Origin of the sequence: Stenotrophomonas lacuserhaii, assembly GCF_014836545.1 — a bacterium.
Classification (GTDB): domain Bacteria; phylum Pseudomonadota; class Gammaproteobacteria; order Xanthomonadales; family Xanthomonadaceae; genus Stenotrophomonas; species Stenotrophomonas lacuserhaii.
In genome coordinates this window covers 1-23,867 of the sequence record NZ_JACSQS010000029.1, presented here as the reverse complement: position 1 = coordinate 23,867, position 23,867 = coordinate 1, and the positions used below count along the sequence as shown (strand labels likewise).

Annotated in this window: 24 protein-coding genes and 1 pseudogene; 12 read left to right on the top strand and 13 right to left on the bottom strand. The window is 67.3% G+C overall.

Annotated features, from left to right (window positions below; all coding sequences use genetic code 11):
* The first annotated feature begins 217 nt into the window (after window positions 1-217).
* The 6 genes from H9654_RS17370 to H9654_RS17345 are packed head-to-tail and all read left to right on the top strand — an operon-like array spanning window position 218 to window position 4,486.
* Window positions 218-871, top strand: coding sequence for a LemA family protein (locus tag H9654_RS17370; protein WP_191771949.1), 654 nt, complete (start codon window positions 218-220; stop codon window positions 869-871).
* Window positions 872-874: 3 nt separating this feature from the next.
* Window positions 875-1,765: a TPM domain-containing protein gene (locus H9654_RS17365; RefSeq protein ID WP_191771948.1), complete on the top strand. Its 891-nt coding sequence runs from the start codon at window positions 875-877 to the stop codon at window positions 1,763-1,765.
* Entirely contained in the window at window positions 1,765-2,259 is a 495-nt protein-coding gene (locus H9654_RS17360) for a TPM domain-containing protein (protein ID WP_191771947.1), read from the top strand. Before H9654_RS17365 ends, H9654_RS17360 begins: the two co-directional genes overlap by 1 nt.
* Window positions 2,260-2,307: 48 nt before the next feature.
* Window positions 2,308-3,198, top strand: a complete 891-nt coding sequence (lgt, locus tag H9654_RS17355; RefSeq protein WP_191771946.1) for a prolipoprotein diacylglyceryl transferase — start codon at window positions 2,308-2,310, stop codon at window positions 3,196-3,198.
* Window positions 3,195-3,989, top strand: a complete 795-nt coding sequence (locus H9654_RS17350; protein WP_191771945.1) for a thymidylate synthase — start codon at window positions 3,195-3,197, stop codon at window positions 3,987-3,989. Before lgt ends, H9654_RS17350 begins: the two co-directional genes overlap by 4 nt.
* Before the next feature lie 17 nt (window positions 3,990-4,006).
* Complete coding sequence (locus tag H9654_RS17345; RefSeq protein WP_191771952.1) at window positions 4,007-4,486, top strand: dihydrofolate reductase; 480 nt, start codon at window positions 4,007-4,009, stop codon at window positions 4,484-4,486.
* Between the two features lie 15 nt (window positions 4,487-4,501).
* Here H9654_RS17345 and H9654_RS17340 read toward each other — a convergent pair whose 3' ends face one another.
* The 9 genes and pseudogenes from H9654_RS17340 to H9654_RS17300 form a co-directional block, all read right to left on the bottom strand.
* Window positions 4,502-5,533 (bottom strand): symmetrical bis(5'-nucleosyl)-tetraphosphatase, encoded by a 1,032-nt coding sequence (locus H9654_RS17340; RefSeq protein WP_191771944.1) that lies wholly within the window; start codon window positions 5,531-5,533, stop codon window positions 4,502-4,504.
* Between the two features lie 15 nt (window positions 5,534-5,548).
* On the bottom strand, window positions 5,549-5,929 hold the full coding sequence (gene apaG, locus H9654_RS17335; RefSeq protein ID WP_042614797.1) for a Co2+/Mg2+ efflux protein ApaG: 381 nt from the start codon (window positions 5,927-5,929) through the stop codon (window positions 5,549-5,551).
* Between the two features lie 13 nt (window positions 5,930-5,942).
* On the bottom strand, window positions 5,943-6,755 hold the full coding sequence (gene rsmA, locus H9654_RS17330) for a 16S rRNA (adenine(1518)-N(6)/adenine(1519)-N(6))-dimethyltransferase RsmA (RefSeq protein WP_191771943.1): 813 nt from the start codon (window positions 6,753-6,755) through the stop codon (window positions 5,943-5,945).
* Complete coding sequence (gene pdxA, locus H9654_RS17325) at window positions 6,752-7,762, bottom strand: 4-hydroxythreonine-4-phosphate dehydrogenase PdxA (protein WP_191771942.1); 1,011 nt, start codon at window positions 7,760-7,762, stop codon at window positions 6,752-6,754. The genes rsmA and pdxA overlap by 4 nt, the downstream gene beginning before the upstream one ends.
* An 18-nt stretch (window positions 7,763-7,780) precedes the next feature.
* Window positions 7,781-9,112, bottom strand: a pseudogene (locus H9654_RS17320) (peptidylprolyl isomerase); the annotation flags it as partial.
* Window positions 9,109-11,535: an LPS-assembly protein LptD gene (gene lptD, locus H9654_RS17315; RefSeq protein WP_191771941.1), complete on the bottom strand. Its 2,427-nt coding sequence runs from the start codon at window positions 11,533-11,535 to the stop codon at window positions 9,109-9,111. The gene lptD and the pseudogene H9654_RS17320, both read right to left, overlap by 4 nt.
* Before the next feature lie 91 nt (window positions 11,536-11,626).
* Window positions 11,627-12,559: a histone deacetylase family protein gene (locus tag H9654_RS17310; RefSeq protein ID WP_191771940.1), complete on the bottom strand. Its 933-nt coding sequence runs from the start codon at window positions 12,557-12,559 to the stop codon at window positions 11,627-11,629.
* Window positions 12,560-12,581: 22 nt separating this feature from the next.
* Window positions 12,582-13,136, bottom strand: a complete 555-nt coding sequence (locus tag H9654_RS17305; protein ID WP_191771939.1) for a cob(I)yrinic acid a,c-diamide adenosyltransferase — start codon at window positions 13,134-13,136, stop codon at window positions 12,582-12,584.
* 11 nt (window positions 13,137-13,147) lie between these two features.
* Window positions 13,148-13,732, bottom strand: coding sequence for a hypothetical protein (locus H9654_RS17300; RefSeq protein ID WP_191771938.1), 585 nt, complete (start codon window positions 13,730-13,732; stop codon window positions 13,148-13,150).
* 107 nt (window positions 13,733-13,839) lie between these two features.
* Here H9654_RS17300 and ubiH point away from each other — a divergent pair, with 107 nt between their 5' ends.
* The 3 genes from ubiH (at window position 13,840) to H9654_RS17285 (ending at window position 17,863) form a co-directional block, all read left to right on the top strand.
* Window positions 13,840-15,045: a 2-octaprenyl-6-methoxyphenyl hydroxylase gene (gene ubiH, locus H9654_RS17295; protein ID WP_191771937.1), complete on the top strand. Its 1,206-nt coding sequence runs from the start codon at window positions 13,840-13,842 to the stop codon at window positions 15,043-15,045.
* Complete coding sequence (locus H9654_RS17290; RefSeq protein ID WP_191771936.1) at window positions 15,042-16,223, top strand: UbiH/UbiF family hydroxylase; 1,182 nt, start codon at window positions 15,042-15,044, stop codon at window positions 16,221-16,223. The genes ubiH and H9654_RS17290 overlap by 4 nt, the downstream gene beginning before the upstream one ends.
* Before the next feature lie 116 nt (window positions 16,224-16,339).
* Window positions 16,340-17,863 (top strand): hypothetical protein, encoded by a 1,524-nt coding sequence (locus tag H9654_RS17285; RefSeq protein WP_191771935.1) that lies wholly within the window; start codon window positions 16,340-16,342, stop codon window positions 17,861-17,863.
* A gap of 20 nt (window positions 17,864-17,883) precedes the next feature.
* On the opposite strand, the gene H9654_RS17280 is transcribed toward H9654_RS17285, so the two are convergent.
* The gene (locus H9654_RS17280) at window positions 17,884-18,279 is read right to left on the bottom strand and encodes an EF-hand domain-containing protein (RefSeq protein ID WP_406833493.1); all 396 of its coding nucleotides are present in this window, start codon (window positions 18,277-18,279) and stop codon (window positions 17,884-17,886) included.
* Window positions 18,280-18,444: 165 nt separating this feature from the next.
* On the opposite strand from H9654_RS17280, the gene H9654_RS17275 reads away from it, so the two are divergent.
* Window positions 18,445-18,930, top strand: coding sequence for a hypothetical protein (locus tag H9654_RS17275; RefSeq protein WP_191771934.1), 486 nt, complete (start codon window positions 18,445-18,447; stop codon window positions 18,928-18,930).
* A gap of 78 nt (window positions 18,931-19,008) precedes the next feature.
* Here H9654_RS17275 and rlmM read toward each other — a convergent pair whose 3' ends face one another.
* The 3 genes from rlmM to H9654_RS17260 form a co-directional block, all read right to left on the bottom strand.
* Window positions 19,009-20,091 carry a 23S rRNA (cytidine(2498)-2'-O)-methyltransferase RlmM gene (gene rlmM, locus H9654_RS17270; protein WP_191771933.1) on the bottom strand — a complete coding sequence of 361 codons (1,083 nt, stop codon included), beginning with the start codon at window positions 20,089-20,091 and terminating at the stop codon, window positions 19,009-19,011.
* Window positions 20,075-20,635 carry a nucleoside deaminase gene (locus H9654_RS17265; protein WP_191771932.1) on the bottom strand — a complete coding sequence of 187 codons (561 nt, stop codon included), beginning with the start codon at window positions 20,633-20,635 and terminating at the stop codon, window positions 20,075-20,077. Before H9654_RS17265 ends, rlmM begins: the two co-directional genes overlap by 17 nt.
* A 138-nt stretch (window positions 20,636-20,773) precedes the next feature.
* Entirely contained in the window at window positions 20,774-22,522 is a 1,749-nt protein-coding gene (locus H9654_RS17260) for a glutamine--tRNA ligase/YqeY domain fusion protein (RefSeq protein WP_191771931.1), read from the bottom strand.
* Window positions 22,523-22,652: 130 nt separating this feature from the next.
* On the opposite strand from H9654_RS17260, the gene H9654_RS17255 reads away from it, so the two are divergent.
* Window positions 22,653-22,916 (top strand): putative signal transducing protein, encoded by a 264-nt coding sequence (locus H9654_RS17255; RefSeq protein WP_101098296.1) that lies wholly within the window; start codon window positions 22,653-22,655, stop codon window positions 22,914-22,916.
* A gap of 30 nt (window positions 22,917-22,946) precedes the next feature.
* Entirely contained in the window at window positions 22,947-23,609 is a 663-nt protein-coding gene (msrA, locus tag H9654_RS17250; protein WP_191771950.1) for a peptide-methionine (S)-S-oxide reductase MsrA, read from the top strand.
* Window positions 23,610-23,867 lie beyond the last annotated feature (258 nt).

Genomic DNA, 23,867 nt, shown 5'->3' with positions numbered 1-23,867 from the left:
GCGGGGGCGTTGAGCGCCATGGATGGCGCGAAACGAGGCCCGCATGGACGCAGTTTTTGCCGTCCCCCGACCAGCCCCACCGCCCGTCGCCAAGAACGCAGCCTGCTGTTCGCAGCAGCCAGCCGCGAGGGGTCCGGCCCGTTCGACCCACCCCGCAGCAACCCATTCACCTGGAACATGCGATGCTCCGGCTTCCAACACCTCTTGGAGCCCGGCCATGCGCCTGCTGACCCGCCTCATCCCCTTGCTCCTGCTGGCTTCCCTGTTGTCCGGCTGCGGCTACAACGCCATCCAGCAGAAGGACGAATCGGTCAAGGCCAGCTGGGCCGAAGTGCTCAACCAGTACAAGCGCCGCGCCGACCTGGTGCCCAACCTGGTCAACACCGTGCAGGGCTTCGCCACCCAGGAACGCCAGGTGCTGACCGAAGTCACCGAGGCCCGTTCGCGGGTCGGCCAGATCAACGTCAACGCCGATGACGAAGCCTCGCTGCGCCAGTTCCAGCAGGCCCAGGGCGAGCTCGGCAGTGCGCTGTCTCGACTCCTGGTGGTCACCGAGAATTACCCGGTGCTCAAGTCCGATGCCAATTTCCGCGACCTGCAGGCCCAGCTGGAAGGCACCGAGAACCGCATCACCGTGGCCCGCGGCCGCTACATCCAGCAGGTGCAGGACTACAACACCTACATCCGCTCGTTCCCGCAGGTGGTGACCGCGAAGATCTTCGGCTATCAGGTCAAGCCGAACTTCACCGTGGAAAACGAAGCGCAGATTTCCAACGCGCCGGAAGTGAAGTTCAACACCGGTGCGCCGGCCCCGCAGCCTGCACCGCAGCCTGCACCGCAGCAGGCGCCGGCGCCGCAGCCGGGCGGCTGATCGATGCACCTGCGCCTGCTTGGCTGGTTGCTGTTGCTGTGCCTGCCGCTGGGCAGCGTGCAGGCCCAGGACCTGGCCACGATCCCGAAGCTGGATTCTCCGGTGGTCGATACCACCGGCACCCTGGATGCCGCGCAGACCCGCCAACTGCAGCAGCAGGCGATCGAACTGCAGCAGCGCAAGGGCAGCCAGTTGCAGGTTCTGATCGTGCCCAGCACGCAGCCGGAAGACATCGCGCAGTACACCACCCGGGTATTCGAGCAGTGGCAGGTCGGTCGCAAGGGCGTGGATGACGGGGTGCTGCTGGTGGTTGCCAAGGACGATCGACGGGTCCGCATCGAACCGGGCTATGGCCTGGAAGGCGCGATCCCGGATGCAATCGCCAACCGCGTGATCCAGGAATACCTGGTGCCGTCGTTCCGCGCCGGCGACTACGCCGGTGGCATCACCGAGGCCACCGGTGTACTGGTCAAGCTGATCGACGGCGAGCCGCTGCCGGCACCGGTCAGCGCGCATCGCGCACCGCAGGGCGACGGCGGCGGCGACGGTTGGGTAGTGGCGGTAGTGATCGGTTTCTTCGTCGGGTCGATCCTGCGCGCGGTGCTCGGCCGCCTGCCGCGGCCGGTGCGCGGGCTGATCGCCGCGGGCGGCGCGGCCGTCGTGGCCTTCCTCTTTACTTCACTGCTGCTGGCCAGCGGTATCGCCGGCATCGTCGGCCTGCTGATGGCGGTGACCTCCGGGCACCCGGGCCGGTTCGCCGGCGGCGGCGGTTGGGGCGGCGGCAGCTGGGGCGGAGGTGGCGGCTTCGGGGGCGGCGGTGGATTCGGCGGCGGCGGTGGCTGGGGCGGTGGCGGTGGCCGCTCCGGTGGCGGCGGCGCATCGGGAGGATGGTGATGATCGGACGCGCACTGCGGCATATCGTGTCCCCGTCGGTACGGCGGACCTTCCCGGCCAGCACCCTGCAGGCGATCACCCAGGCCATTGCCGCAGGCGAACGACACCATGGCGGGCAGGTCATGTTCGCGGTGGAAGCCGACCTGCCGCTGGATGCGCTGTGGCGCGGGGTGACCGCGCGCCAGGCCGCCGAGCGTGCCTTCGCGCAGCTGCGCACGTGGGATACCGAACACAACAACGGCGTGCTGATCTACCTGCTGCTGGCCGACCATGCCATCGAAATCGTGGCCGACCGCGGCCTGCACGGGCGGGTTGCCGAAGCCGACTGGCAGCGGATCTGCGCAACGCTCCGCGAGGGATTGCGTGGACGCGATCCCGCCGCTGCCCTGGTGCTGGCGATCAATGAAGTATCGACCCTGTTGGCCGGGCACTTTCCGCCGGGCGCGCGGTCAGACCAGGACGCATTGCCCGATTGGCCGCAGATTCTGGGTTGAGGCCCGCTGGCGGCGCTAAAATAACCCGATCCCCGCAAGGCACCGTCCATGATCTATTTCCACGATATCGACCCCATTGCCATCTCGCTGGGGCCGATCCAGGTGCACTGGTACGGCATCATGTACCTGCTTGGCTTCGCCTCGGCCTGGTGGCTGGGCAAGCGCCGCATCGCCGCCGGGCGCCTGCCGGGCGTAAACGCCGATGGCTTCTCCGACCTGCTGTTCTACGCGATGCTCGGCGTGGTGGTGGGCGGTCGCGTGGGCTACATGCTGTTCTACGCACTGGGCGATTTCCTTTCCAACCCGCTGCTGCTGTTCAAGGTGTGGGACGGCGGCATGAGCTTCCACGGCGGCCTGCTGGGCGTGCTGGGGGCCAGCTGGTGGTGGTCGCGCCGGCACCGCCTGCACTTCTTCGACACCATGGATTTCGTCGCGCCGCTGGTGCCGCTGGGCTTGGGCTTCGGACGCGTGGGCAACTTCATCGGCGATGAGCTGTGGGGCAAGTTCACCGACGGCAGCTGGGGCGTGGTGTTCCCGTCGGGGCTGCCGGCGCCGCTGGCCCAGCTCGACACGGCCGCGCTGAAGGCGGAGTTCGCCGCCGGTGCGCTGAACCAGTACGCCCGCCATCCTTCGCAGCTGTATGAAGCCTTCCTGGAAGGCCTGGTGATGTTCGCGGTGCTGTGGGCGGTGTCGGCCAAGCCGCGCAACCGTTACCTGGTATCGGGCCTGTTCGCGCTGATGTACGGCCTGTTCCGCTTCGCGGTGGAGTTCGTGCGGATGCCGGACAACGGCGTCTACGTGGCCTTCGACTGGCTGACCCGTGGCCAGATCCTGAGCCTGCCGCTGGTGGCGCTGGGCCTGGTGCTGCTGTGGATGTCCCACCGCGCGCCGGTGCTGCAGCCGGTGTTGCCGGCTGCCCCGGCCGGAGCCAAACCATGAAGCCCTACCTGGACCTGCTGCGGCACGTGCTGGAGCACGGTGCGGAGAAGGGCGACCGTACCGGCACCGGTACGCGCAGCGTGTTCGGCTGGCAGATGCGCTACGACCTGGCCGACGGCTTCCCGCTGGTCACCACCAAGAAGCTGCACCTGCGCTCGATCATCCACGAGCTGCTGTGGTTCCTGCAGGGCGATACCAACATCGCCTACCTGAAGGACAACCAGGTGCGGATCTGGGACGAGTGGGCCGATGAGAACGGCGACCTCGGGCCGGTCTATGGCAAGCAGTGGCGCAGCTGGGCGGCCGCCGATGGCCGGCAGATCGACCAGATGCAGTGGCTGGTGGACGAGATCAAGCGCAATCCGGATTCGCGTCGGTTGGTGATCAGTGCCTGGAATGTCGGCGAGCTGCCGCAGATGGCGTTGATGCCGTGCCACAGCCTGTTCCAGTTCTACGTGGTCGACGGCAAGCTCAGCTGCCAGCTGTACCAGCGCAGTGGGGACATCTTCCTCGGGGTGCCGTTCAACATCGCCAGCTATGCGCTGCTGACCCACATGGTGGCGCAGGCCACGGGCCTGGGCGTGGGTGATTTCGTGCATACGCTGGGCGATGCCCATCTGTACTCGAACCATTTCGAGCAGGCCCGCGAGCAGCTGGCGCGTGAACCTCGTGCGCTGCCGACGCTGTGGCTGAACCCGGAGGTCACCGACCTGTTCGGCTTCCGCTTCGAGGACATCCGCATCGACGGTTACGATCCGCATCCGGCGATCAAGGCCCCGGTGGCGGTGTGAGTTCCCCGCGCCTTTCGATGATCGCAGCGCTGGACCGCAATCGCGGCATCGGCCACGGCAACCAGCTGCCCTGGCACCTGCCCGATGACCTGAAGCATTTCAAGGCGCTCACGTTGGGCAAGCCGGTGTTGATGGGGCGCAAGACCGCGCAATCGCTCGGTCGCGCGCTGCCGGGGCGGACCAACCTGGTGCTGACCCGCAGTGGCCAGGTTCCGTTCGACGGCATGCGCGCGGTGGCATCGCTGGAACAGGCGCTGGCGATCTGCCGCACCGAAGCCGCCGACGAACTGTGCGTGATCGGCGGCGGTGAGATCTACCGCCTGATGATGGAGCAGGCCAGCGACCTGTACCTGACCTGGGTGGACACCGAGGTGCCGGCGGATACCCATTTCCCGGTCGTCGATGAAGCCCTGTGGCAGCAGGCGGACAGCCAGCCGCATGCGGCCGATGCGCGGCATCCGTTCGCGTTCCGCTTCGTGCACTACACCCGCCGCTGAGGGCGGGTGCAGCGGTCAGTCCGCCGTGGGCGGACTGCCTGCACCACCACCGCCGTTGCCGCGGCCACGACCGCGCCGACGGCGGGGTCCACGGGTACGCGTCTCGCCGCCCGCAGGCTGCCCGCCGGGCTGCGCCTGCGCCTGTGGCTTGGGCTGCGCGGCCTGCTGGCCTTCCGGGCGCGGTCTGGGGGCACGTGCCGGCGGTCGCGCGCCGGGCACCGGTGCCGGCACATCGCGGCCGGGTACCTGCACCACGCGCAGTTCGTCGGTATCCAGCTGCAGCGCGGTCAACTTGCCGCCCCACACCGCGCCGGTATCGATGGCATGCACGCCCTGGGTGATGGTCAGGCCAAGCGCCGACCAGTGGCCGCACACGACCTTGAGGTCACGCTCGACACGGCCCGGCACTTCGAACCACGGGTACAGGCCCTGTTCCTGGGTGCCCGGGGTGCCTTTGTCTTCGATGCCGATGCGTCCCCGCGTGGTGCAGTAACGCATGCGGGTGAAGAAGTTGATGATCGCCCGCGAACGGTCATAACCGGTCAGGTTCGGCGCCCAGATCGGCTTGTCGCCGTACATGTTGCGCAGCAGCTTGCGGTAGCCGTTGCCGTGCAGCTGCTGCTCGACTTCGCGCGCATGTTTCTCGGCCATCTGGGTGGTCCACTTGGGTGCCATGCCGGCATGCACCATCATCCAGCCCAGCTCACGGTCGGTGTGCACCAGCTTCTGCATGCGCAGCCAGTCCAGCAGCACGTCGCGGTCTTCGGCGGTGACCACGCGCAGCAGGTCCGGGTTGACCTTGCGCTGTTCTTCTTCGCTGCGTGCACCCACCGCCAGCAGCGAAAGATCGTGGTTGCCCAGCACCACCACGCTATGGTCGCGCAGCGAATGCACCAGCCGCAGCGTTTCCAGCGACTGCCCGCCGCGGTTCACCAGGTCGCCAGCGAACCACAGGGTGTCCTGCGCCGGATCGAAGCGGATTTTTTCCAGCAACCGCTGGGTAACGTCATAGCAACCCTGCAGGTCGCCGATAGCCCACACGCTCATGGCCTGGCCTCCGTGTCAGTGCAGGGTTCGGGGAATGGTCAGCACGAACGGCGCGATGTCGGCGGCGAACTCGGTGCCGTCGTCGGCCACCATGTCGTAGTGCCCCTGCATCGTGCCGTGCTCCGTACCGAGCATGACACCGGAGGTGTAACGGAAGTCTTCACCGGGACGCAGCCGCGGCTGCTCGCCGACCACCCCATCGCCGTCGACATGCTCCACGCGGCCTTCGGCGTCGGTGATGCGCCAGTGGCGCGCCACCAGGCGTGCCGCGACCCGGCCGCTGTTGCGAATGCGGATGGTGTAGGCAAAGGCGAAGCGTCCGTCCTCGGGGGCGGACTGGTCATCGAGGAAGCGCGGAGCCACTTCCACGTCCATGGCGTACTGGTCGTCGTGCATCTTGGCAGTGTAATCAGCTTGCATTGGCCAGGGCGACGAATTCCGCCACCTCCAGCTGTTCGGCACGGGCATCGGGGCGCACGCCGGCAGCGGCGAACTGTTCGGCGCTGACCACGTTGTTCAGCGCATTGCGCAGGGTCTTGCGGCGCTGGCCGAAAGCGGCCTTGACCACCTCGGCGAAGCGCTTGGCATCGTGGATCCCGACCGTGGACGGATCACGCGGCACCAGCCGCACCACGGCCGAATCGACCTTCGGCGGCGGCCGGAACGCACCCGGCGGCACCACGAACAGCGAGGTCACTTCGCAGTACGCCTGCAGCATCACGCTGAGGCGGCCGAACACCTTGCTGCCCGGGCCGGCGGCCATGCGGTCGACCACTTCCTTCTGCAGCATGAAGTGCATGTCGCGCACCACGGCGGCATGGTCCAGCGCATGGAACAGGATCGGCGAGGAGATGTTGTAGGGCAGGTTGCCGACCAGCCGGATCTGTCCACTGCCACCTTCGGCCTGCGCCAGCGCAGTGAAGTCCACCCGCAGCACGTCGCTCTGGATGATGGTCAGCGCGCCCAGCGGCGCGGCCGCGGCGGTCAGCGGTGCGATCAGATCGCGGTCGAACTCGATGACGGTCAGTTCGGGATGCTGGCGCAGCAGCGGCAGGGTGATCGCACCCTGGCCGGGACCGATCTCCACCAGGCGGTCGCCGGGCTTGGGATTGACCGCGCGCACGATGCTGTCGATGTAATGGCGGTCGGCCAGGAAGTGCTGGCCCAACTGCTTCTTGGCCGGGGCGGTGAATGCCGTGCCAGAGGGGGAATACTGGTTCATACGCTAAGTCTACGTTGCCGGGCCAGTTGCGCACACAGGGTAGTGGCAGCCTGCAGGCTGGAAGGATCGGCGATGCCCCGTCCGGCCAGCTCCAGCGCGGTGCCATGGTCGACCGCCACGCGCGGGTAGGGCAGGCCGAGGGTGAGGTTCACCGCCTGTTCGAACCCGGAATACTTCAGCACCGGCAGGCCCTGGTCGTGGTACATCGCCAGCACGCTGTCGAAGCCGGCCAGCTTGGCCGGCAGGAACGCGGTGTCGGCCGGCAGTGGGCCGACCAGCTGCATCCCTTCGGCGCGCAGGCGCTGCAGCAGCGGGATGATCAGGTCGAGCTCTTCGCGGCCCAGGTGGCCGTCTTCCCCGGCGTGCGGATTCAACCCCAGCACCGCGATGCGCGGATGGGCGAGGCCGAACTCATGCCGCAGGGCAGCATGCAGGGTACGCAGGGTGTGCTCCAGCCCCTCGGCGGAGATCGCATCGGCGACCTCGCGCAGCGGCAGGTGGGTGGTTGCCAGCGCAACGCGCACGATGGCATTGGCCAGCATCATCACCACCTTGGCCCCGGCCTGGTCGGCCAGCAGTTCGGTGGTGCCGCTGTAGGCGATGCCGCCCTGGTTGATCACCGCCTTGTGCACCGGGCCGGTCACCACGCCGTCCAGGCGGCCGTCCAGGCACGCTTGGCCGGCGGCCTGCAGCGCCCCGATCACGGCGGCGGCGTTGCGTGGGTCGGCCTGGCCGAACCGGCTGGGCACTGCATTGGCACGGGGGTGCAGGCGCAGGTCGCCCGGCAGGCGCGCTTCGGCGTCGGCCGGCAGCAACTGCAGCGGCAGCGACAGCGCGGCGGCTGCCGCGTGCAGGGTAGCGGGGTCTGCGAAGGCCAGCAGCCGGCAATCAGTGCGCGGCTGCTGGATCAGGCGGATACACAGTTCCGGACCGATCCCGGCGGGCTCGCCCGGCACCAAGGCGAGCTCGGGGAGCACCGCTCCTGCGAGCTTCGCGCCTGGGAGCATGGCTCAGGACTGCGGCGGGGTGGCGGTGTTTTCCGCCCGGTCACCGCTGCGGAAGCTGACGTAGGCTTCGCCACGCAGTTCGGACAGGAAGCGGTTGTACTCTTCTTCCAGCTTGCGACGGCCGATGGTTTCGCGGACCTGCGCGCGCTGGTTGTCCACGCCGACGTCGGTCTGGCGGGTCGCCACGCGCTGCACCACGTGCCAGCCGGCATCGGTGCGGAACGGCTGGCTGATGTTGCCGTCGGTCACGCCTTCCACCTGGCGGCCGAAGTCAGGACCGAAGGCATCGACCGGGAACCAGCCCAGGTCGCCGCCTTGGCCGCGGCTGTTGGTGTCTTCGGACGACTCGCGGGCCACGGCCTGGAAATCAGCGCCACCGGCGATGCGGGCACGCAGGGTATCGATCTTCGCCTTGGCGGCGGCATCGTTCTGCTGGTCGGTTACGCGCACCAGGATGTGGCGGGCGTGGTATTCGGTGATGGTCTGGCCGGTGGACGCGGCCGCATTGGCATCACGCACTTCCACCAGCTTCAGCAGCTGGAAGCCGCTCGGGCCACGCAGCGGACCGACCACGTCGCCGGCCTTCATGTCCTGCATCACCTGCAGGAACGCCTGCGGGATCTCGTCCATGGAGCGCCAGCCGAGGTCGCCGCCTTCCAGGGCATTGGGGCTGTCCGAGTAACGGACGGCGGCCGCGTTGAAGTCCAGTTCGCCCTTGTCCAGCAGTGCCTTGACGCCGTCGGCCTTCTGCTTGCCGGTGGCGATCTGGTTGGCATCGGCCCCATCGGGAGTGGCGATCAGGATGTGTGCGAGGTGGTACTGGGTACCGGTGACGGCCTGCTGCTTGATGGCCGCATCCACTTCGCCTTCGCTGACGCTGACGCGGCTCTGCGCGTAGCTCTGGCGCAGGCGCTGGACGATGATCTCGTCACGCACCGAGCGGCGGAATTCATCGAAATCGATGCCGTCCTGTGCCAGGCGCGCGCGCAGGGTCTCCAGGTTGCTGCCGTTCTGCTGGGCGATCGAGTTGATCGCCTGGTTCAGTTCCTGGTCCGACACGCGGATGCCGCTGCCTTCGGCACGGGTCACCTGCAGCTTCACCAGCACCAGGCGCTCCAGCACCTGCCGGCTCAGCACATCGTCCGGCGGCAGCTGGTTCTCGCGACCGGCGTACTGGGTCTTGATGTTGGCCAGCGCGCGGTCCAGTTCGCTCTGCAGGATGACGTCTTCGTCGACGACGGCGGCGATGCGATCCAGTGCCTGGGTCTGCTGGGCCAGTACCTGCAAAGGTACGGACGCAGTGGACACCGCCAGCAGGGAGGCGAGTAGGACGGGGAAGGTCTTGGTCATGGGATCAGGTTCGGATCGTAGTCGTCGCGGGTCGCGCCGGTGGTGCTGGGGGGCACGAGATAGAGGTCGTCGCGGTTGTAGCCGAGGATAGCACGGCGCAGCGTACGGTCCGTGTTCTGGCCGATGGAGCTCAGGCCCTTCAGGACGAACTCCAGCTGGAACGAGGTATTCAGCTCGCCCTCGCGGTTGCGTACGTAGCGGCGGGCCAGGGCGCGCACGGCCAGGCAGCAGCTGTCCCACTGCACGCCACCGATGATTTCCAGCGGCTTGCTGTCTTCGATGGAGTAGTAGTAACGGCCGACCACGCTCCAGCTGGGGTTGATCGGGTACAGGAAGGACAGGTCACCCTGCTTGAGCAGGTTGGTGCCATCGGGGTTGATGCGGTGGCGGTAGGTCAGGTTGACGATGCCGTCGTTGGACATCAGGTAGCGCGCACGCACGCTGGCCAGGTCTTCGCGCTTGTTCTTGGGGTCCCACTGGTAGGTGGCGCCCAGGTTCCAGCGGTCGTTGATCATGTAGTTCGTATCGGCGATCCAGGCCGACTTGCCCTGTTCCACCGGGCTGGGGTTGCTCGGCAGGGTGACGCGGGAATCGTCGAAATACAGGATCTGGCCGATGCTGGCCGAGAACCGCTCGCGGCCGCTGGACTGGTCGATGAAGCGGGTGCTCAGTGCCATCGTCAGCTGGTTGGCGTCGTTCTGGCGGTCCGCACCGGTATAGCGCGAATCGCGGAACAGCTGGCCCCAGCTGAAGGTGAAGTCACGCGTATCGAAGACCGGCAGTTCGCTCTGGTCGCGGTACGGGGTGCGCAGGTAGAACAGGCGCGGTTCCAGCGTATGCAGGTAGGGCTTGTCGCCGATGGTGGTCTCGCGGTCGAAGAACATGCCCGCGTCCAGGCTGGCGATCGGCACGCTGCGATGCGGCGAAGTGTTGCCGCGCAGCTGGTCCGGGGTCGGGTTGGTGATCCCCGCCGCGGCCAGGTTGTTGGCGCGGATGCTGTCGGCCAGGCCCTGTTCCAGATCGTAACCGGTGTAGCGCCAGGCCAGTGTCGGGGTGACGTACCAGGCCGCGCCACTGAAGGGCATGGTCACGTAGGGCTTGATGTCCAGCCGCGAACCGCCGAGCACTTCGCGCTCCACGCCGTTGCGCACGTACTCGCCGTCGGCATCGATGATCTTGTCATGCACGTCGTCATGCACGAAGCGCACCGCTTCGGCATACACGCCCACTTCCAGCCACGGCAGGATCGGCTGGTCCCAGGTGCCGAACAGGCGCGGCTGCCGGTTGTACGGCAGCGCGTCCTCGGTCAGCGTGTAATCGGTCAACTGCCAGTAGTCGGCCATCAACCCGGCGGTCCAGTTTTCACCGGTTCCGTAGATCCCCGCCTGGCTCTGCAGGTTGGACGCGGTCACGCCCAGCAGCTTGTTGGCGAAGTCTTCCAGATAGCGCTCGTCGCTGACCCACGCCAGCCCGGCGCGGGCCTGCCAGTTCGGGTTGAAATTGTGGTAACCGGAATACTCGAGGCGGCCACGGTCCTTTTCGCGCAGCTTGTCATCGGGCAGGTAGGCGGTACGCAGCTCGCCGCGGCCACCGTCGTACAGATAGCGGAATTCGTTGTCCAGCATGAAGCCGCGCTTGCTCATGTAGCGCGGGGTCAGCGTGTCGTCGTAGTTCGGCGCCAGGTTGAAGTAGATCGGCTGGGCGTAATCGAACCCGTTGCGCCCGGACAGGCCCAGCTCCGGATACAGCAGGCCGGTCTGGCGGCGATCATCGATCGGGAACTTGAAGTACGGCGCCCACAGCACCGGCACCTTGCCGATGCGCAGCACGGCGTTGCGCGCGGTGCCGAAGCCTTCGTCGTTGTCCACTTCGATCTGCGGGGCGGACAGTTTCCAGATCGGCTGGGAGGGATCGCAGGTGGTATAGGTGGAGCGGTGCATCTGCCCCACCGCACCCTGCAGGTCCACCGATTCGGCGCCACCGTTGCCACGTCGCGACACCAGCTGGTACTGGATGTCGGAGATCTTGTGGGTGTCCGCTTCCTGATTGCCCTCGGCGCGCTTGGCCACCATCCGGATCGACGAATCGGAGTAGCGGACATTGCCCTCGGCGGTGTAATTGCCCGTTTCCGTATCGAAGCTCAGGTGGTCGGTACCGAGGAACTGGTCACCGCGCTTGAGCGCGACGTTGCCCTGGTACTGCGGCACCGTGGAGGTGCCATACAGCTGGTCGCCCTCGATGTCGGTGGGCTGTTGGGTGCGCGTTTCCGCGGCAGCCTTGTCCGCCGGCGGTGCCTCGCCAAAGGCGGGCAGGGCGTCGGTGGCAGGGCACAGACCCCAGTTCGGCGCTTTGTCTTCGGCGAACGCCGGCAGGCAGAGGGCGATACTCAGGGGGAGGGGCAACAGGCGGAAGGCTTTGCGCACGCGTGATGGTTCAGGCGAAAACGATCCGTAGCTTGCCCCATCCCTTGCATAGGGGCAATGAAGGACGCTCATCGTCGGCGGCCGGGGTTCATCAGGCGGCCCCCGCCTGGCCCTCCAGCAGGGCGCCGACATGGGCCACGCTGGACTCGGCCAGGGCCTGCAGGTCATAGCCGCCTTCCAGCATCGACACCACCCGGCCAGCACCATGGCGGCGGGCCAGTGCGTGCAGTTCAGTGGTGATCCAGGCGAAGTCCTCCGCTTCCAGCATCAGGTCGGCCTGCGGGTCGCGCAGGTGCGCATCGAAGCCGGCCGACACCAGCAGCAGCTGCGGCCGGAAGTCATCGATGGCCGGCAGCATCTCGTCGGCCCAGACATTGCGGAAGCGCAGGCTGCCGCTGCCCGGCGGCAGCAGGATGTTCAGCAGGTTGCCCGCGCCACGGTCGCGGCGCAGTCCGGAGTTCGGGAACAGGCCGGCCTGGTGGGTGCTGTAGTAAGCCACCCGGGGATCCAGCTGGAAGATGTCCTGGGTGCCGTTGCCATGGTGCACGTCGAAGTCGACCACGGCGATCCGCTCCAGCCCGTAGCGGTCGCGCGCGTGCGCGGCGGCTACCGCGATGTTGTTGAGCAGGCAGAACCCCATCGCCGTGCTGGCGGTGGCGTGGTGGCCGGGCGGGCGCACCGCGCAGAACGCCAGCGGGTCTTCGCCCAGCATCACTGCATCCACCGCGGCGATGCCGGCGCCGGCCGCATGCAGGGCGGCGGCGGCCGACCCGGGCGAGGTGCGGGTGTCCATGTCGATCTGCCGCAGCTCGGCAGTCTGGGCCTGCAGCACCAGGTCGATCAGCTCGGCATCGTGCACGCGGGCCAGGTCGCCGCGCTTGGCCGACGGCGCCTGGCGCCACTCCAGCCGTGCCGGGAACGCCGCGTGCAGCGCATCGAGCACGGCCTGCAGGCGTTGCGGGGATTCAGGATGGTCCGGACCGGGGTCGTGCTGCAGGCAGGAAGGATGGGTGTAGGCCAGCATGGGCGCAGGGGATCCGGAAAGGTCAGCCGTGGCGGCGCGAATGCTGCCAGAGTACTTCGCCGGCACCGTCGGCGCGGGCCAGTACGCGGGCCAGCACGAACAGCAGGTCGGAAAGCCGGTTGAGGTAATGCAGTGCCTGTGGCCGCACCGCTTCCACGCGCGACAGGGCGACCGTCTCGCGTTCTGCCCGGCGCACGATGGTGCGGGCCAGGTGGCAGCGTGCGGCGGCTTCGCCACCGGCCGGCAGGATGAATTCCTTCAGCGTGGGCAGGTCGGCGTTGTAGTGATCCAGCTGCTGTTCCAGCGCGGTGACGTCGGCATCGGTGATCGCCGCATGGCCGGGGATGCACAGCTCGCCGCCCAGATCGAACAACTGGTGCTGGAGCCGGGTCAGCAGCGCCTGCACGTCGGCAGGCAGGGGCACGGCCAGCAGCACGCCGAGCGCCGAATTGGCCTCGTCGACCGTGCCGAAGGCGGCAACGCGCGCATCGTCCTTGCCGACCCGGCTGCCGTCGCCCAGCCCGGTGCTGCCGTCATCGCCGGTGCGGGTGTAGATGCGCGAAAGCCGGTTGCCCATCTGCCCGTGCCTCAGCCGCGCACGTCACGCTGCGCCTGGCGCAGCTTGCCGACCTGCTCCACGGCCAACTGCAGCGCAGCGGCCAGTCCGACGTACAGCGCGGTGGTACCGAGGTAAGGCACGAACCAGTCCGCGTAGTTCTTCAGCCAGCCGCCCACGGTGGGATCGGCGACATTGCGGGTGGTCCAGTAGAAACCGCCCTGCGCGAACAGGTGGCAGACCGCAACGGCGGCAACCACCAGCGCGATCGCCCTGGGCAGCGTGGACCATTGCGCGCCCCGGTAACCGTGGCCCAGCGCCATGCCGCCGGCCCACATCGCGAAGTAGGCGGGCAGCAGCATCCAGTAACCCGGCGACACGCAGTAGTGCTGCCAGAAATCCAGCCCGAGGTTGCTGATGACGATCCAGTCCACCAGCACCGCCAGCGCCATCAGCAGCGGGAAGGCCCAGCGGGTCCAGCTGCGCAGGTAGAAGCCGCCGATGAAAAACACCGCCCAGGAGGCATCCGGGATGGCGGCGAAATGGTTCACCCGGGTGGCGGCCATCAACAGCACCAGGCAGGTCAGCACGAAGGCACGTTGCGGGGAGGTGGTCATCAGGACGCGCGCGGGGAAGTGAACAGACCCCATTCTAGACCGGCTGCACGCCCCGTGCAGGGGCGGCGGCGGGGCAGGGGCGGCGGGCGAACGCGTATCATGCAGGCATGAGCGAACGAGTTGATGTCCTGATCATCGGCGGCGGGCTGGTCGGCGCCAGCCTGGCCATCGCGCTGCAGCGTATCGGCCGCAGTGCCTGCCTGCTGGAAGCCAGCGCCGCCGGTTCGCTGCCGGCCGTGTTCGACCAGCGCAACCTCAGCTTCGCTGCCGCCACGGTCAATGCGCTGACCGCGCTGGGGGTGATGCAGAAGCTGTCCAGCGCGCCGGGCCCGATCACCCGCATCCATGTCAGTCGCGCCGGGGACTTCGGTCGCGTGCAGTTGGCGGCCGCCGACTACGGCCGGCCATGGTTCGGCCAGGTGGTGGTGGCGCGCGATTTCGGCATGGCACTGGAAGCGCGGCTGCAGGAACTGCCGCAGCTGCAGCGGCGGGCCCCGGCGCGTTTCATCGGCCTGGGCGCGGTCGTCGATGGCTATCGGCAGGTCCAGGTGCAGGACGACGCCGGTGAGCACACGCTGAAGGCGCGGCTGGTGGTCGGTGCCGATGGCACCGCCAGCGGCGTGCGCAGCGCGCTGGGGATCGGCGTGGAGGAACATGATTTCCAGCAGACGCTGTTCGTGGCGCGCGTGCGCAGCCAACGTGCACCGGATGGCACCGCATGGGAGCGGCTCACCGATACCGGCCCGACGGCCCTGCTGCCGCGCGGTGACCGCCATTTTGGTGTGGTGCATGGCGTAGCCCGCGATGAAGCAGATGCCGTCATGGCACTGGACGAGGCGGCCTGGCTGGCGCGGCTGCAGGCGGCGGTGGGCTGGCGTGCCGGGCGCCTGCTCGAATCCGGTCCGCGCGCGGCCTATCCGCTGCGCCAAGTGCTGTCGCGCGCGCTGGTCGGCGAACGCGCGGTGCTGCTCGGCAATGCGGCGCAGACCATCCACCCGCTGGGCGCGCAGGGCTTCAACCTGGGCCTGCGCGATGCGCTGACCCTGGCCGAGCTGCTGGAAACCGAGGGCGATGCCGGTGCCGATGCGCTGCTGCAGGCCTATGCAGCGCGAAGGGAGGAAGACCGGGCGCAGACCATCGCGTTCTCTGGTGGACTGGCGCGCCTGACCAGCAACGATGCTCCGCTGCTGCGTCCGCTGCGCAGCCTTGGCCTGCTGGCCGCCCAGGCCACCTCGCTGCAGTCGATGCTGGTCGGGGGCTCGATGGGCTTCCGGGGCGAGGTGCCGAAATTGTGCCGCGGAGAAGCCGCATGAGCCGCCGCGCACGTACCGATGTGGTGATCGTCGGCGGCGGCGTGGTTGGCGCTGCCTGTGCGCTGGCACTGGCCGACGCCGGTCTGTCGGTGGCGGTGGTCGAAGGCCATGAGCCGGCGCCGTGGCAGGCGGCGCAACCGGACCTGCGGGTGTTCGCCTTCGCTGCGGACAACGTGCAGCTGCTGCAGCGGCTCGGGGTGTGGGAGGCGATCATGCGCGGTCGCGCGCATCCGTATCGCCGCATGCAGGTGTGGGATGCCGCCGGTGGCGATGACCTGCTGTTCGACGCTGACCGCTTTGGTCGCAGCGAGCTGGGCTGGATCATCGAAAACGGCCTGCTGGTCGATCGGCTGTGGGCGGCGCTGCCAGCCGTCGGCGTCGATGTCCATTGCCCGGCCCGGGTCGAAGGGATGGAACAGGACGAGCACGGCGTGCGCCTGCGCCTGCACGACGGGCGCCGCATCGAAGCGACGCTGGCCATCGCCGCTGATGGCGCCGAATCCACCTTGCGCCAGCTGGCCGGGATCGAGGTGGACCGCCACGATTACCATCAGCGCGGCGTGGTGGCCTACGTGGACAGCGCGCTGCCCAACCAGGGCACGGCGTGGCAGCGCTTCCTGCCCGGCGGCCCGCTGGCGCTGCTGCCGGTGGCCGAAAAGCGCAGTTCGATCGTCTGGACCCTGCCGGAGGAGGAAGCGCAACGCGTGCTGCAGTTGGAAGAGGCGGCGTTCAACCGCGAACTCACGCGTGCCTTCGGTGGACGCCTGGGGGAACTGCAACTGGTATCGAAGCGGGCCGCGTTCCCGCTGCGCCGCCAGCTGGCCCGCCACTATGTCGCCGGCCGCGTGCTGGCGCTGGGCGACGCGGCGCACGTGGTGCATCCGCTGGCCGGCCAGGGCGTCAACCTGGGGCTGCGCGACGTGGCCGCGCTGCAGCGCTGGCTTGCGCCTTCGGCGCAGCGGCGTGGTCAGCCGCAGCTGTCACCGCAGCGGCTGCAGCGCTGGGCGCGCGAACGACGCAGCGACAACACGATTGCCGCGTACAGCTTCGATGGCATCAACCGGTTGTTTTCAAATGACGAACTGCACCTGACGTTGGCACGCGGGCGCGCGCTCGGCTGCACCGGCAAGCTGCCGCCGCTGCTGCAGATGTTCTGGAAGCGCGCCGCCGGGGTGTGATGCGGGTTGGTGGTGGCAAGGACTGCTTCTGCAGATGATGCTGAAATGGAAGTTGTTCCAGAGGGAAGATGACAGGCTGTGCTGCCCTTCCAGTCCAGTGTCTTCGGTCGTCCACTATGCCCTATCCGATCATCTGCCCCCTCCCCCCATCGTTCGCTGAGCAGCGCACACAGGTCAGCACGGCACTGGCATCGAGCCGGGCAGAACTGCGTATGCAGAAAGCCGCCTTGGTTGATGCCCTGAGATCCGTCAGCAACACGTGCACGGCCGTGCAATCGGGCATCACGTCACACGTGGTCGAAGCGCGGTCATTACCGGCCTACCGGCGCTTGAGCGCTGATGTCGACGCGGCATCGCGTCAGTGCAAGGAGGGGCTGCCCTTGCGCATGAAAGCAGATCCGGCCGCCAACGGCGGAGTCCGCATCGTGCCGCTGGCCAGCCGCAGCATGCTGAAGAATCTGCTGGGCATCGGCACGGCCAAGCGCGCGGAGCAGGCACAGGCGTTGGCCGTGCGCCATGGCATGGCTGGCCAGGCGGCAGTGACGCGGCTGACGCTGTCCACCGCTCTGCATCGCGCCGAGGAAAAGATGGATATGACAGCGGTAGCCGATACGCTCGCCAGGCACGCAGTTGCCGTCAACGGGGCGCTGGCCGACGCCGTGCGCATCGCGGTCGGTGAGCGTGGCGACGAAGCGGGCGTCGCCGCCAGTTGCCGTCTGCTGTTTGATTCTTTGAACGCCAGCGTCAGCGCGTCCGATTTCACCCTGGCGGTCGACGACGCACGGCAGAGCATAAGAATGCTGCAACGGCCATCGGTTGTGCTGGCAGGTCAGATGGTCACCGACCTGGAACGGCAGCTTCACGCCATCGACACCGGGATCAAGGAGGGCGAGCGTCAGCAGAAGGTTGCCGCCCGCAGCAGGGCGGCGGGCCACCGGAATGCCCCGGTGCAGTCGTTCAGCGACGAACAGAAGGTGCTTGCGCAGCTGAGAGCGGACTGCGAATTCGACACCATGTTCCATACCACGGTGGGCCGCAGGCAGATCCAGAAGATGTTCGATGGCTGCGCCTCCGGCGTTTCAGGTTCCGCGGTGATCAATGAGATCAGGGAGCGCCACGGCGACGATATATTTGATAAAGGAGCCAGGCAGTTCAAGCAGGGCATAAAATGCGGTGCCGATGCACTGACTCCGGCACGTCTGCACGCAATTGATCGACAAGCATATGCCACGGCTTACGCGGGCTATCGGGAGGCACGCGTGGATTTCCGGACAATGCACCGCCAGGCGGATCATTCACTGGCGATGATAGAGACCCTGCGGGGTATGGTGGGTACGCAGCGGCTGTTACAACCCGCACGTTTCCTGTCGACATCCGATTCGGCCTTGACTGTCCGGACCGATCCTGTCGTTCGTCAGGCTGGTCTGCATCCGGTTCGTTTCACCCTTGAAGGCTTCAGCGGCATGCAGACGGGCAGCCGCTGGCGGTTTGCCGGTGAACCAGCTGAGCGCCTGTTCGGAACCCAGGCACGCTTTCTCGTCCAGTCGGTCACCAAGGGGCGCGGTGGCGCGTGGGACATCCGCCTGCGCGAGGTCCCTGTCGGACTGGATGCCGAGGCTGGAACACCGCTGCAGGTGTAGCGCGATGGTGACCGCAGGGGTCAATCCACCAGCCAACCGGCAAGGTCGGCGCGGTCCAGTCGGCCACGCCGCTTGACGTCGAGTGCGTTGAATTCATCCGCCAGTGAACGGTTGGCCAGCGCTTCATCGCGACTGATGAAGCCATCGCCATCCACGTCCAGCAGGCTGAAGCTGATCCGGTACTGTCCGCTGGCACTGGACGGGGTGACTGACCGGATGGTGACCGGCGTTTCACCCAGAGGCACTGCGATGTCGACGCTGCCGGTGATGCGTCCGGCCGCCAGCGCCTGTTCGCGGATGGCACCGGAATGCTGCTGCAGTGGCTGGATTTCGGCAGGGGCAGGGCGCGCGGATTGTGCACCTGCCGGGGTCACGGCGGCGAGTGCGGCAAGCAAGGGAGCGACTTTCATGGACATGAGCATTTCCTCAAATCGGTGCCGCCGCAGCAGGCGTGTGTGGATAGTGGAAGCCGGACGTGGCCGGTCTGCGCATAGTGCGGTCATCTTCCACCACTATGGATATCCACCTATGAACTTCGGCCATCCCCTGCTCAAGCTGTCGCAACTGCAGGGTCATCAAGCATGAGCCTGTCCACCTGTATGCGGCCGATGCTGTCGGCTGCCCGTCACTGCTGGTCCGGCGGGGTAACGGCGCGCCGTTCCCGATCAGCATCGATCGAGAGCGGGGTCAGCGACGTCGCCCTGGATCGGGTGCTGGTCTCCGTGGCCAATGCCGGCAGCGCGGGTCTGTCACCTTCCAGTCGTGCGCAGAAATGCCATGACCGCCTGGTCGACCATCGGCTCATGGAGACGTTGCGCCCATTGAGCCGCCGCAGGCAGGCATCCAGTCTGGAGCAGCTGGAATCGGAGTATCGGGCCAGCCGCGCGGGATTGCAGGCAACCAGCAATGAATGGTTGCAGGATTGGATGATGGGGGTTGAGAGCTTCGACCTGGAGCGGGTGAGCGACCTGCACCGCCAGATCGAGGCGGCCAGCATGGTGATTGCCTCTGCGAACCAGGCGCGTGTTGATATGATGCGTCTGCGGCCGCGCCCCGCAAGCCTGTAGCAGCGGGTGCCATCTGCACGAAGGCAGCGGGGCATGACACCCCGCATTGCCTGTCATCCGCACATCGGCGTGCAGCCCTCAGCGCAGCGGCGAGGCCAGCACGGTGATCTCTTCGCGGTCGTGGTAGAGCTGCTTGGCGCGTACAGTCAGCGACTTGCCGGCCTGTTCCTCGAACAGTTCCAGGCACAGGCGGGTTTCATCCCAGCGCTTCTTCATCGGCAGTTTCAGGTTGAAGATCGCGTGCTTGCACCAGCCTTCGCGGAACCACGTCGCCATGCGTTCGGCGACCCGGCGCGGCTGCTCCACCATGTCGCATACCATCCAGTCCAGCGGCTGTTCGGGTGACCAGTGGAAGCCATCGGCACGCAGGTGTTCGACCAGGCCGGTGTCCAGCACGTGCTGGCGCAGCGGGCCGTTGTCGATGCTCAGTACCTTCAGGTGCTGGCGGGTCAGCACCCAGGTCCAGCCACCCGGTGCGGCGCCGAGGTCGGCCGCGCGCATCCCCGGCTTCATCAGCGCCTCGCGTTCTTCGGCGGTGAGCAGGGTCAGCAGGGCCTCTTCCAGCTTCAGCGCAGACCGCGAAGGCGCATCCGGCAGGAGCTTCAGCCGCGGAATGCCCAGTGCCCACGGTGCGCTGTCTGTCGGTGAGGCGACGCAGACGAAGGCGTGGGTGCCATCGACGAACACTACGTGCAGACGCGGCAGCTTCTCGTTCGGCTTGTCAGTCAGTTTTCCGGCCTTGCGAAGGGCCGGGCGCAGCGCATTGCCGAACGCGCGCGACAGCCCGGACAGCGGCTTGCCGGCGTCCGAGTCGGGATGTTCCACCCACAGATCGCCGAAGCGCGGCGCGTCGCCCAGCACCGCCAGCATCGGGGTGATGCGGTCGACCGGATCCAGCTGCGGCAGTTCGGCCAGCACGACCAGTTTCTGCCGGGCGAAGATCAGCTCGCGCCAGGACAGCATGCGGCTCAGCGCGGCGGCTTCCTCGCACATGAAAAGCACGTAGCCATCATTGCGCTGGGTACGCGCGTAGCCGGCGAAACCGAATTCCCCCGCGCGCGCGGTCAGTTCGCCGGCCAGTTCCGGTTCGAAGCCCTGGCGGCACGGGCACAGCAGGCCGATCCCTGCCGTGGCAGGAGAGGTCTCAGTAGCGGGCGCCATCGGCTTCTCCATAGGTGCGCAGCACGGCGCGCGCGTCATCGCGGTGCAGACCCTGCACCACCTCGATGCCGCGCTTGTTGAGTTCGCCCACCCAGTCCGCCGGCAGCGGACCTTCGTCGAACGGGGTCAGTTCTTCCACGTCGGCCGCACTGGCACCGATCAGCAGGCGATCAATGCCGGCCCAGACGGTGGCACCGTAGCACTGGCAACAGGGCTGGGACGAGGTGGCCAGGGTGATCGGTGACAGCACATCGTTCAGCCGCGGGGTCTGCAGGCGCTGCTGGGCCAGCATGTAGGCCATGTTCTCGGCATGCGCCAGCGAGGTGTTGTGGGGCATCACGCGGTTCACGCCCACTGCGATGACCTGGTCGTCCGGGCCGAACACCACCGCGCCGAACGGGCCGCCGCTGGCGTGCTCGACGTTCGACCTGGACAGCGCGATGGCCAGTGCGACCTTGGCTTCGTCGCCGGGATAGCGCTGATCCAGGTCGATCTGGTCATGGATCCAGGCGGGAAGGGTCAGGTGGACTTGCGCATACAGCATCGCGGGGTGCCTCTCATCGGGGTGCGGGGTTGGAACACAACAACAGCCGCGCGCAGTGTAGCCCGCGTCCGATGAAGCGGGCGGGCAGGGGCAGGCGGCGATGGCGCGCGGGGTGATCCGCGCGCGGGACGGGCGGCGTCAGGCCGACCAGGTATCGCGCAGGGTCACGCTGCGGTTGAAGACCGGCTTGGCCGCGGTGTGGTCACGGCGATCGGCGACGAAGTAGCCGGTGCGTTCGAACTGGAACGACTGTTCCGGCGTGGCGATCGCTGCTGCAGGCTCGACATACCCGGTCACGGCCCGGCGTGATTCCGGATTCAGGTAATCACGGTAGGTCTTGCCTTCCGTTTCGTCGTCCGGGTCGGCCACCGAGAAAAGGCGGTCGTACAGCCGCACTTCGGCCGGCACCGCATGCGCCGCGCTGACCCAGTGGATGGTGCCCTTGACCTTGCGGTTGGCGCCTTCCATGCCCGGACGCGATTCCGGATCCAGCCAGCCACGCAGTTCGGTGATGGTGCCGTCGGCATCCTTGATCACTTCATCGCAGCGGATGATGCCGGCACCGCGCAGGCGGACTTCGCCGCCCGGCAGCAGGCGCTTGAAGCCCTTCGGCGGTACTTCGGCGAAGTCTTCGCGCTCGATCCACAGCTCACGCGAGAACGGCACCTCGCGGGTTCCGAACGACTCGTCCTTCGGGTGGTTGCTGAAGGTCAGCGATTCTTCATGGCCTTCGGGCAGGTTGGTAAGCACCAGCTTGACCGGGTCGATCACCGCCATGCGGCGGGCCGCGGCGCTGTCCAGGTCCTCGCGCAGCGCGCCTTCGAGCACGCTGAAATCGATCTGCGAGTTCTGCTTGCTGATGCCTACGCGCTCGGCGAACAGGCGCATCGCCGCCGGCGTGTAACCGCGGCGGCGCAGGCCCTGCAGGGTCGGCATGCGCGGGTCGTCCCAGCCATCCACCAGCTGCTCGGTGACCAGCGCCATCAGCTTGCGCTTGCTCATCACCGTGTAGTTGATGTTCAGCCGCGAGAACTCGATCTGGCGCGGCTTGGCCGCTTCACGCGGCAGGCCGGCATCGACCAGCGGCGCGGTCAGCGCGTCGTCGTGGGCGAAGTCCACGTTGTCCACGCACCAGTCGTACAGCGGCCGATGGTCTTCGAATTCCAGCGTGCACAGCGAATGGGTGATGCCTTCCAGCGAATCGCCCAACGCATGCGCGAAGTCGTACATCGGGTAGATCGGCCATTCCGAACCGGTGTTCTGGTGCTCGACGTGCTTGATGCGGTACAGCGCCGGATCACGCAGGTTGATGTTGCCGCTGGCCATGTCGATCTTCGCGCGCACGGTGCGGGCACCGTCGGGGAACTCGCCGGCGCGCATGCGCGCGAACAGGTCCAGGTTTTCTTCCACGCTGCGATCACGGTACGGCGAGGGCCGGCCCGGTTCGGTCAAGGTGCCGCGGTAGGCGCGCACTTCTTCAGCCGTCAGGTCACACACATAGGCCTTGCCGGCGCCGATCAGTTTCTGGGCGGCCAGGTAATAGGCCTGGAAGTAGTCCGAGGCATGCCGCAATTCGTTCCACTCAAAGCCCAGCCAGCGCACGTCGTCCTGGATGGCGGCCACGTACTCGGGATCTTCCCGGGCCGGGTTGGTGTCGTCGAAGCGCAGGTTGCACACGCCGCCGAACTCGCCGGCGAGGCCGAAGTTCAGGCAGATCGACTTGGCATGGCCGATGTGCAGGTAGCCGTTGGGCTCGGGCGGAAAGCGGGTCTTGATTGTCTGGTGCTTGCCGCTGGCCAGGTCCTCGCGCACGATCTGGCGGATGAAATCGCGCTTCTCGGGGCTTTCGACGGGGGTCTCGGGGCTGGCAGGGGTGTGCTCGGACATGATGCGGCAATCAAGGGCAGAAAGACCGCCAGTCTAGCGTGTCGGCGGCTGGCTTGCCCGGCATCGCCGCGGGCAACCGCCCGTGCACCGGGGCGGGCGTATGCTGGCAGCCACCTGCCGAGGAGCTGCCATGCATATCGTTTACAAGGCGGACAATCTGTTTGACGCCCATCTGGTGAAGCACGCGCTGGAGGATGCCGGCATTCCCGCCTTCGTGTTCGGCGAATCGCTGCTGGGCGGGATGGGCGAGCTGCCGCTGTTCGGCGTGCTGCGGGTGGCCGTGCCGGAGGCGGCGCGGCCGGAAGCTGAAGCGATCGTTGCCGGGCTGGACTTGGGCGCTGCCCCTGGTGACCCCATTTCAGACACAGACGATCTTGCCGGACAGCCGGCCTAGGAGCACCACATGTTGGGACTTGGTAACGGCATCCTCGGCATCGGGGCCTTCAAGCAGCGCCTGCCGCGACCGGAAGAGGCTCTACCGGGCCGCGACCAGCCGCTGCCGCTGCACAGCAACCAGCACTTCGTCAACAGCCATCCGCTCAAGGACCGGTTTGCCGGGTATGAGCGGATCCGCTTCGCGATGGGCTGCTTCTGGGGCGCAGAGCGCAAGTTCTGGACGCTGCCCGGGGTGTACAGCACGTCGGTCGGTTATGCCGGTGGGGTGACGCCGAACCCGACCTATGAAGAGGTCTGTTCCGGGCTGACCGGCCACACCGAGGTGGTGGAGGTGGTGTTCGACCCGAAGCTGGTCAGCGTGGCGCAGCTGCTGCAGGTGTTCTGGGAAAGCCATGACCCGACGCAGGGCATGCGCCAGGGCAACGACACCGGCACCCAGTACCGTTCGGCGATCCACTGCCTGACCGAGGCCGAGTACGCTGCGGCGGTGGCCAGCCGCGATGCCTATGCGGTACAGCTGGAGGCGGCCGGTTACGGGCCGATCACCACCGAGATCGTGTATCCGGCACCGACGTATTACTACGCCGAGGATTATCACCAGCAGTACCTGGCGAAGAATCCGAACGGCTACTGCGGGATCGGCGGCACCGGCGTGAGCTGCCCGATCGGGTTGCCGCCTGCGGCGGGCTGACGCTTTTCAGGCAACGTCAAGGGCAACGTCAAGGTTCAAAGCTGCAGGGCTGCGTGTTGGCGGGGCGGGTGGACTGGCGGGAATCGCCGTGAATCCGTCCCTGGAGGCTCGCCATCGCCATCCATGGCGATGAGCGTTCCCGCCAACCCACCCGCCCCACCTTCGACAGGTCCAGGGCGGCCATGGACACGGCAGGGGTTGGAAGGGTGGGAGAAAAATGGGGTCAGAGTCCTTTCGCTACGCGAAAGGACTCTGACC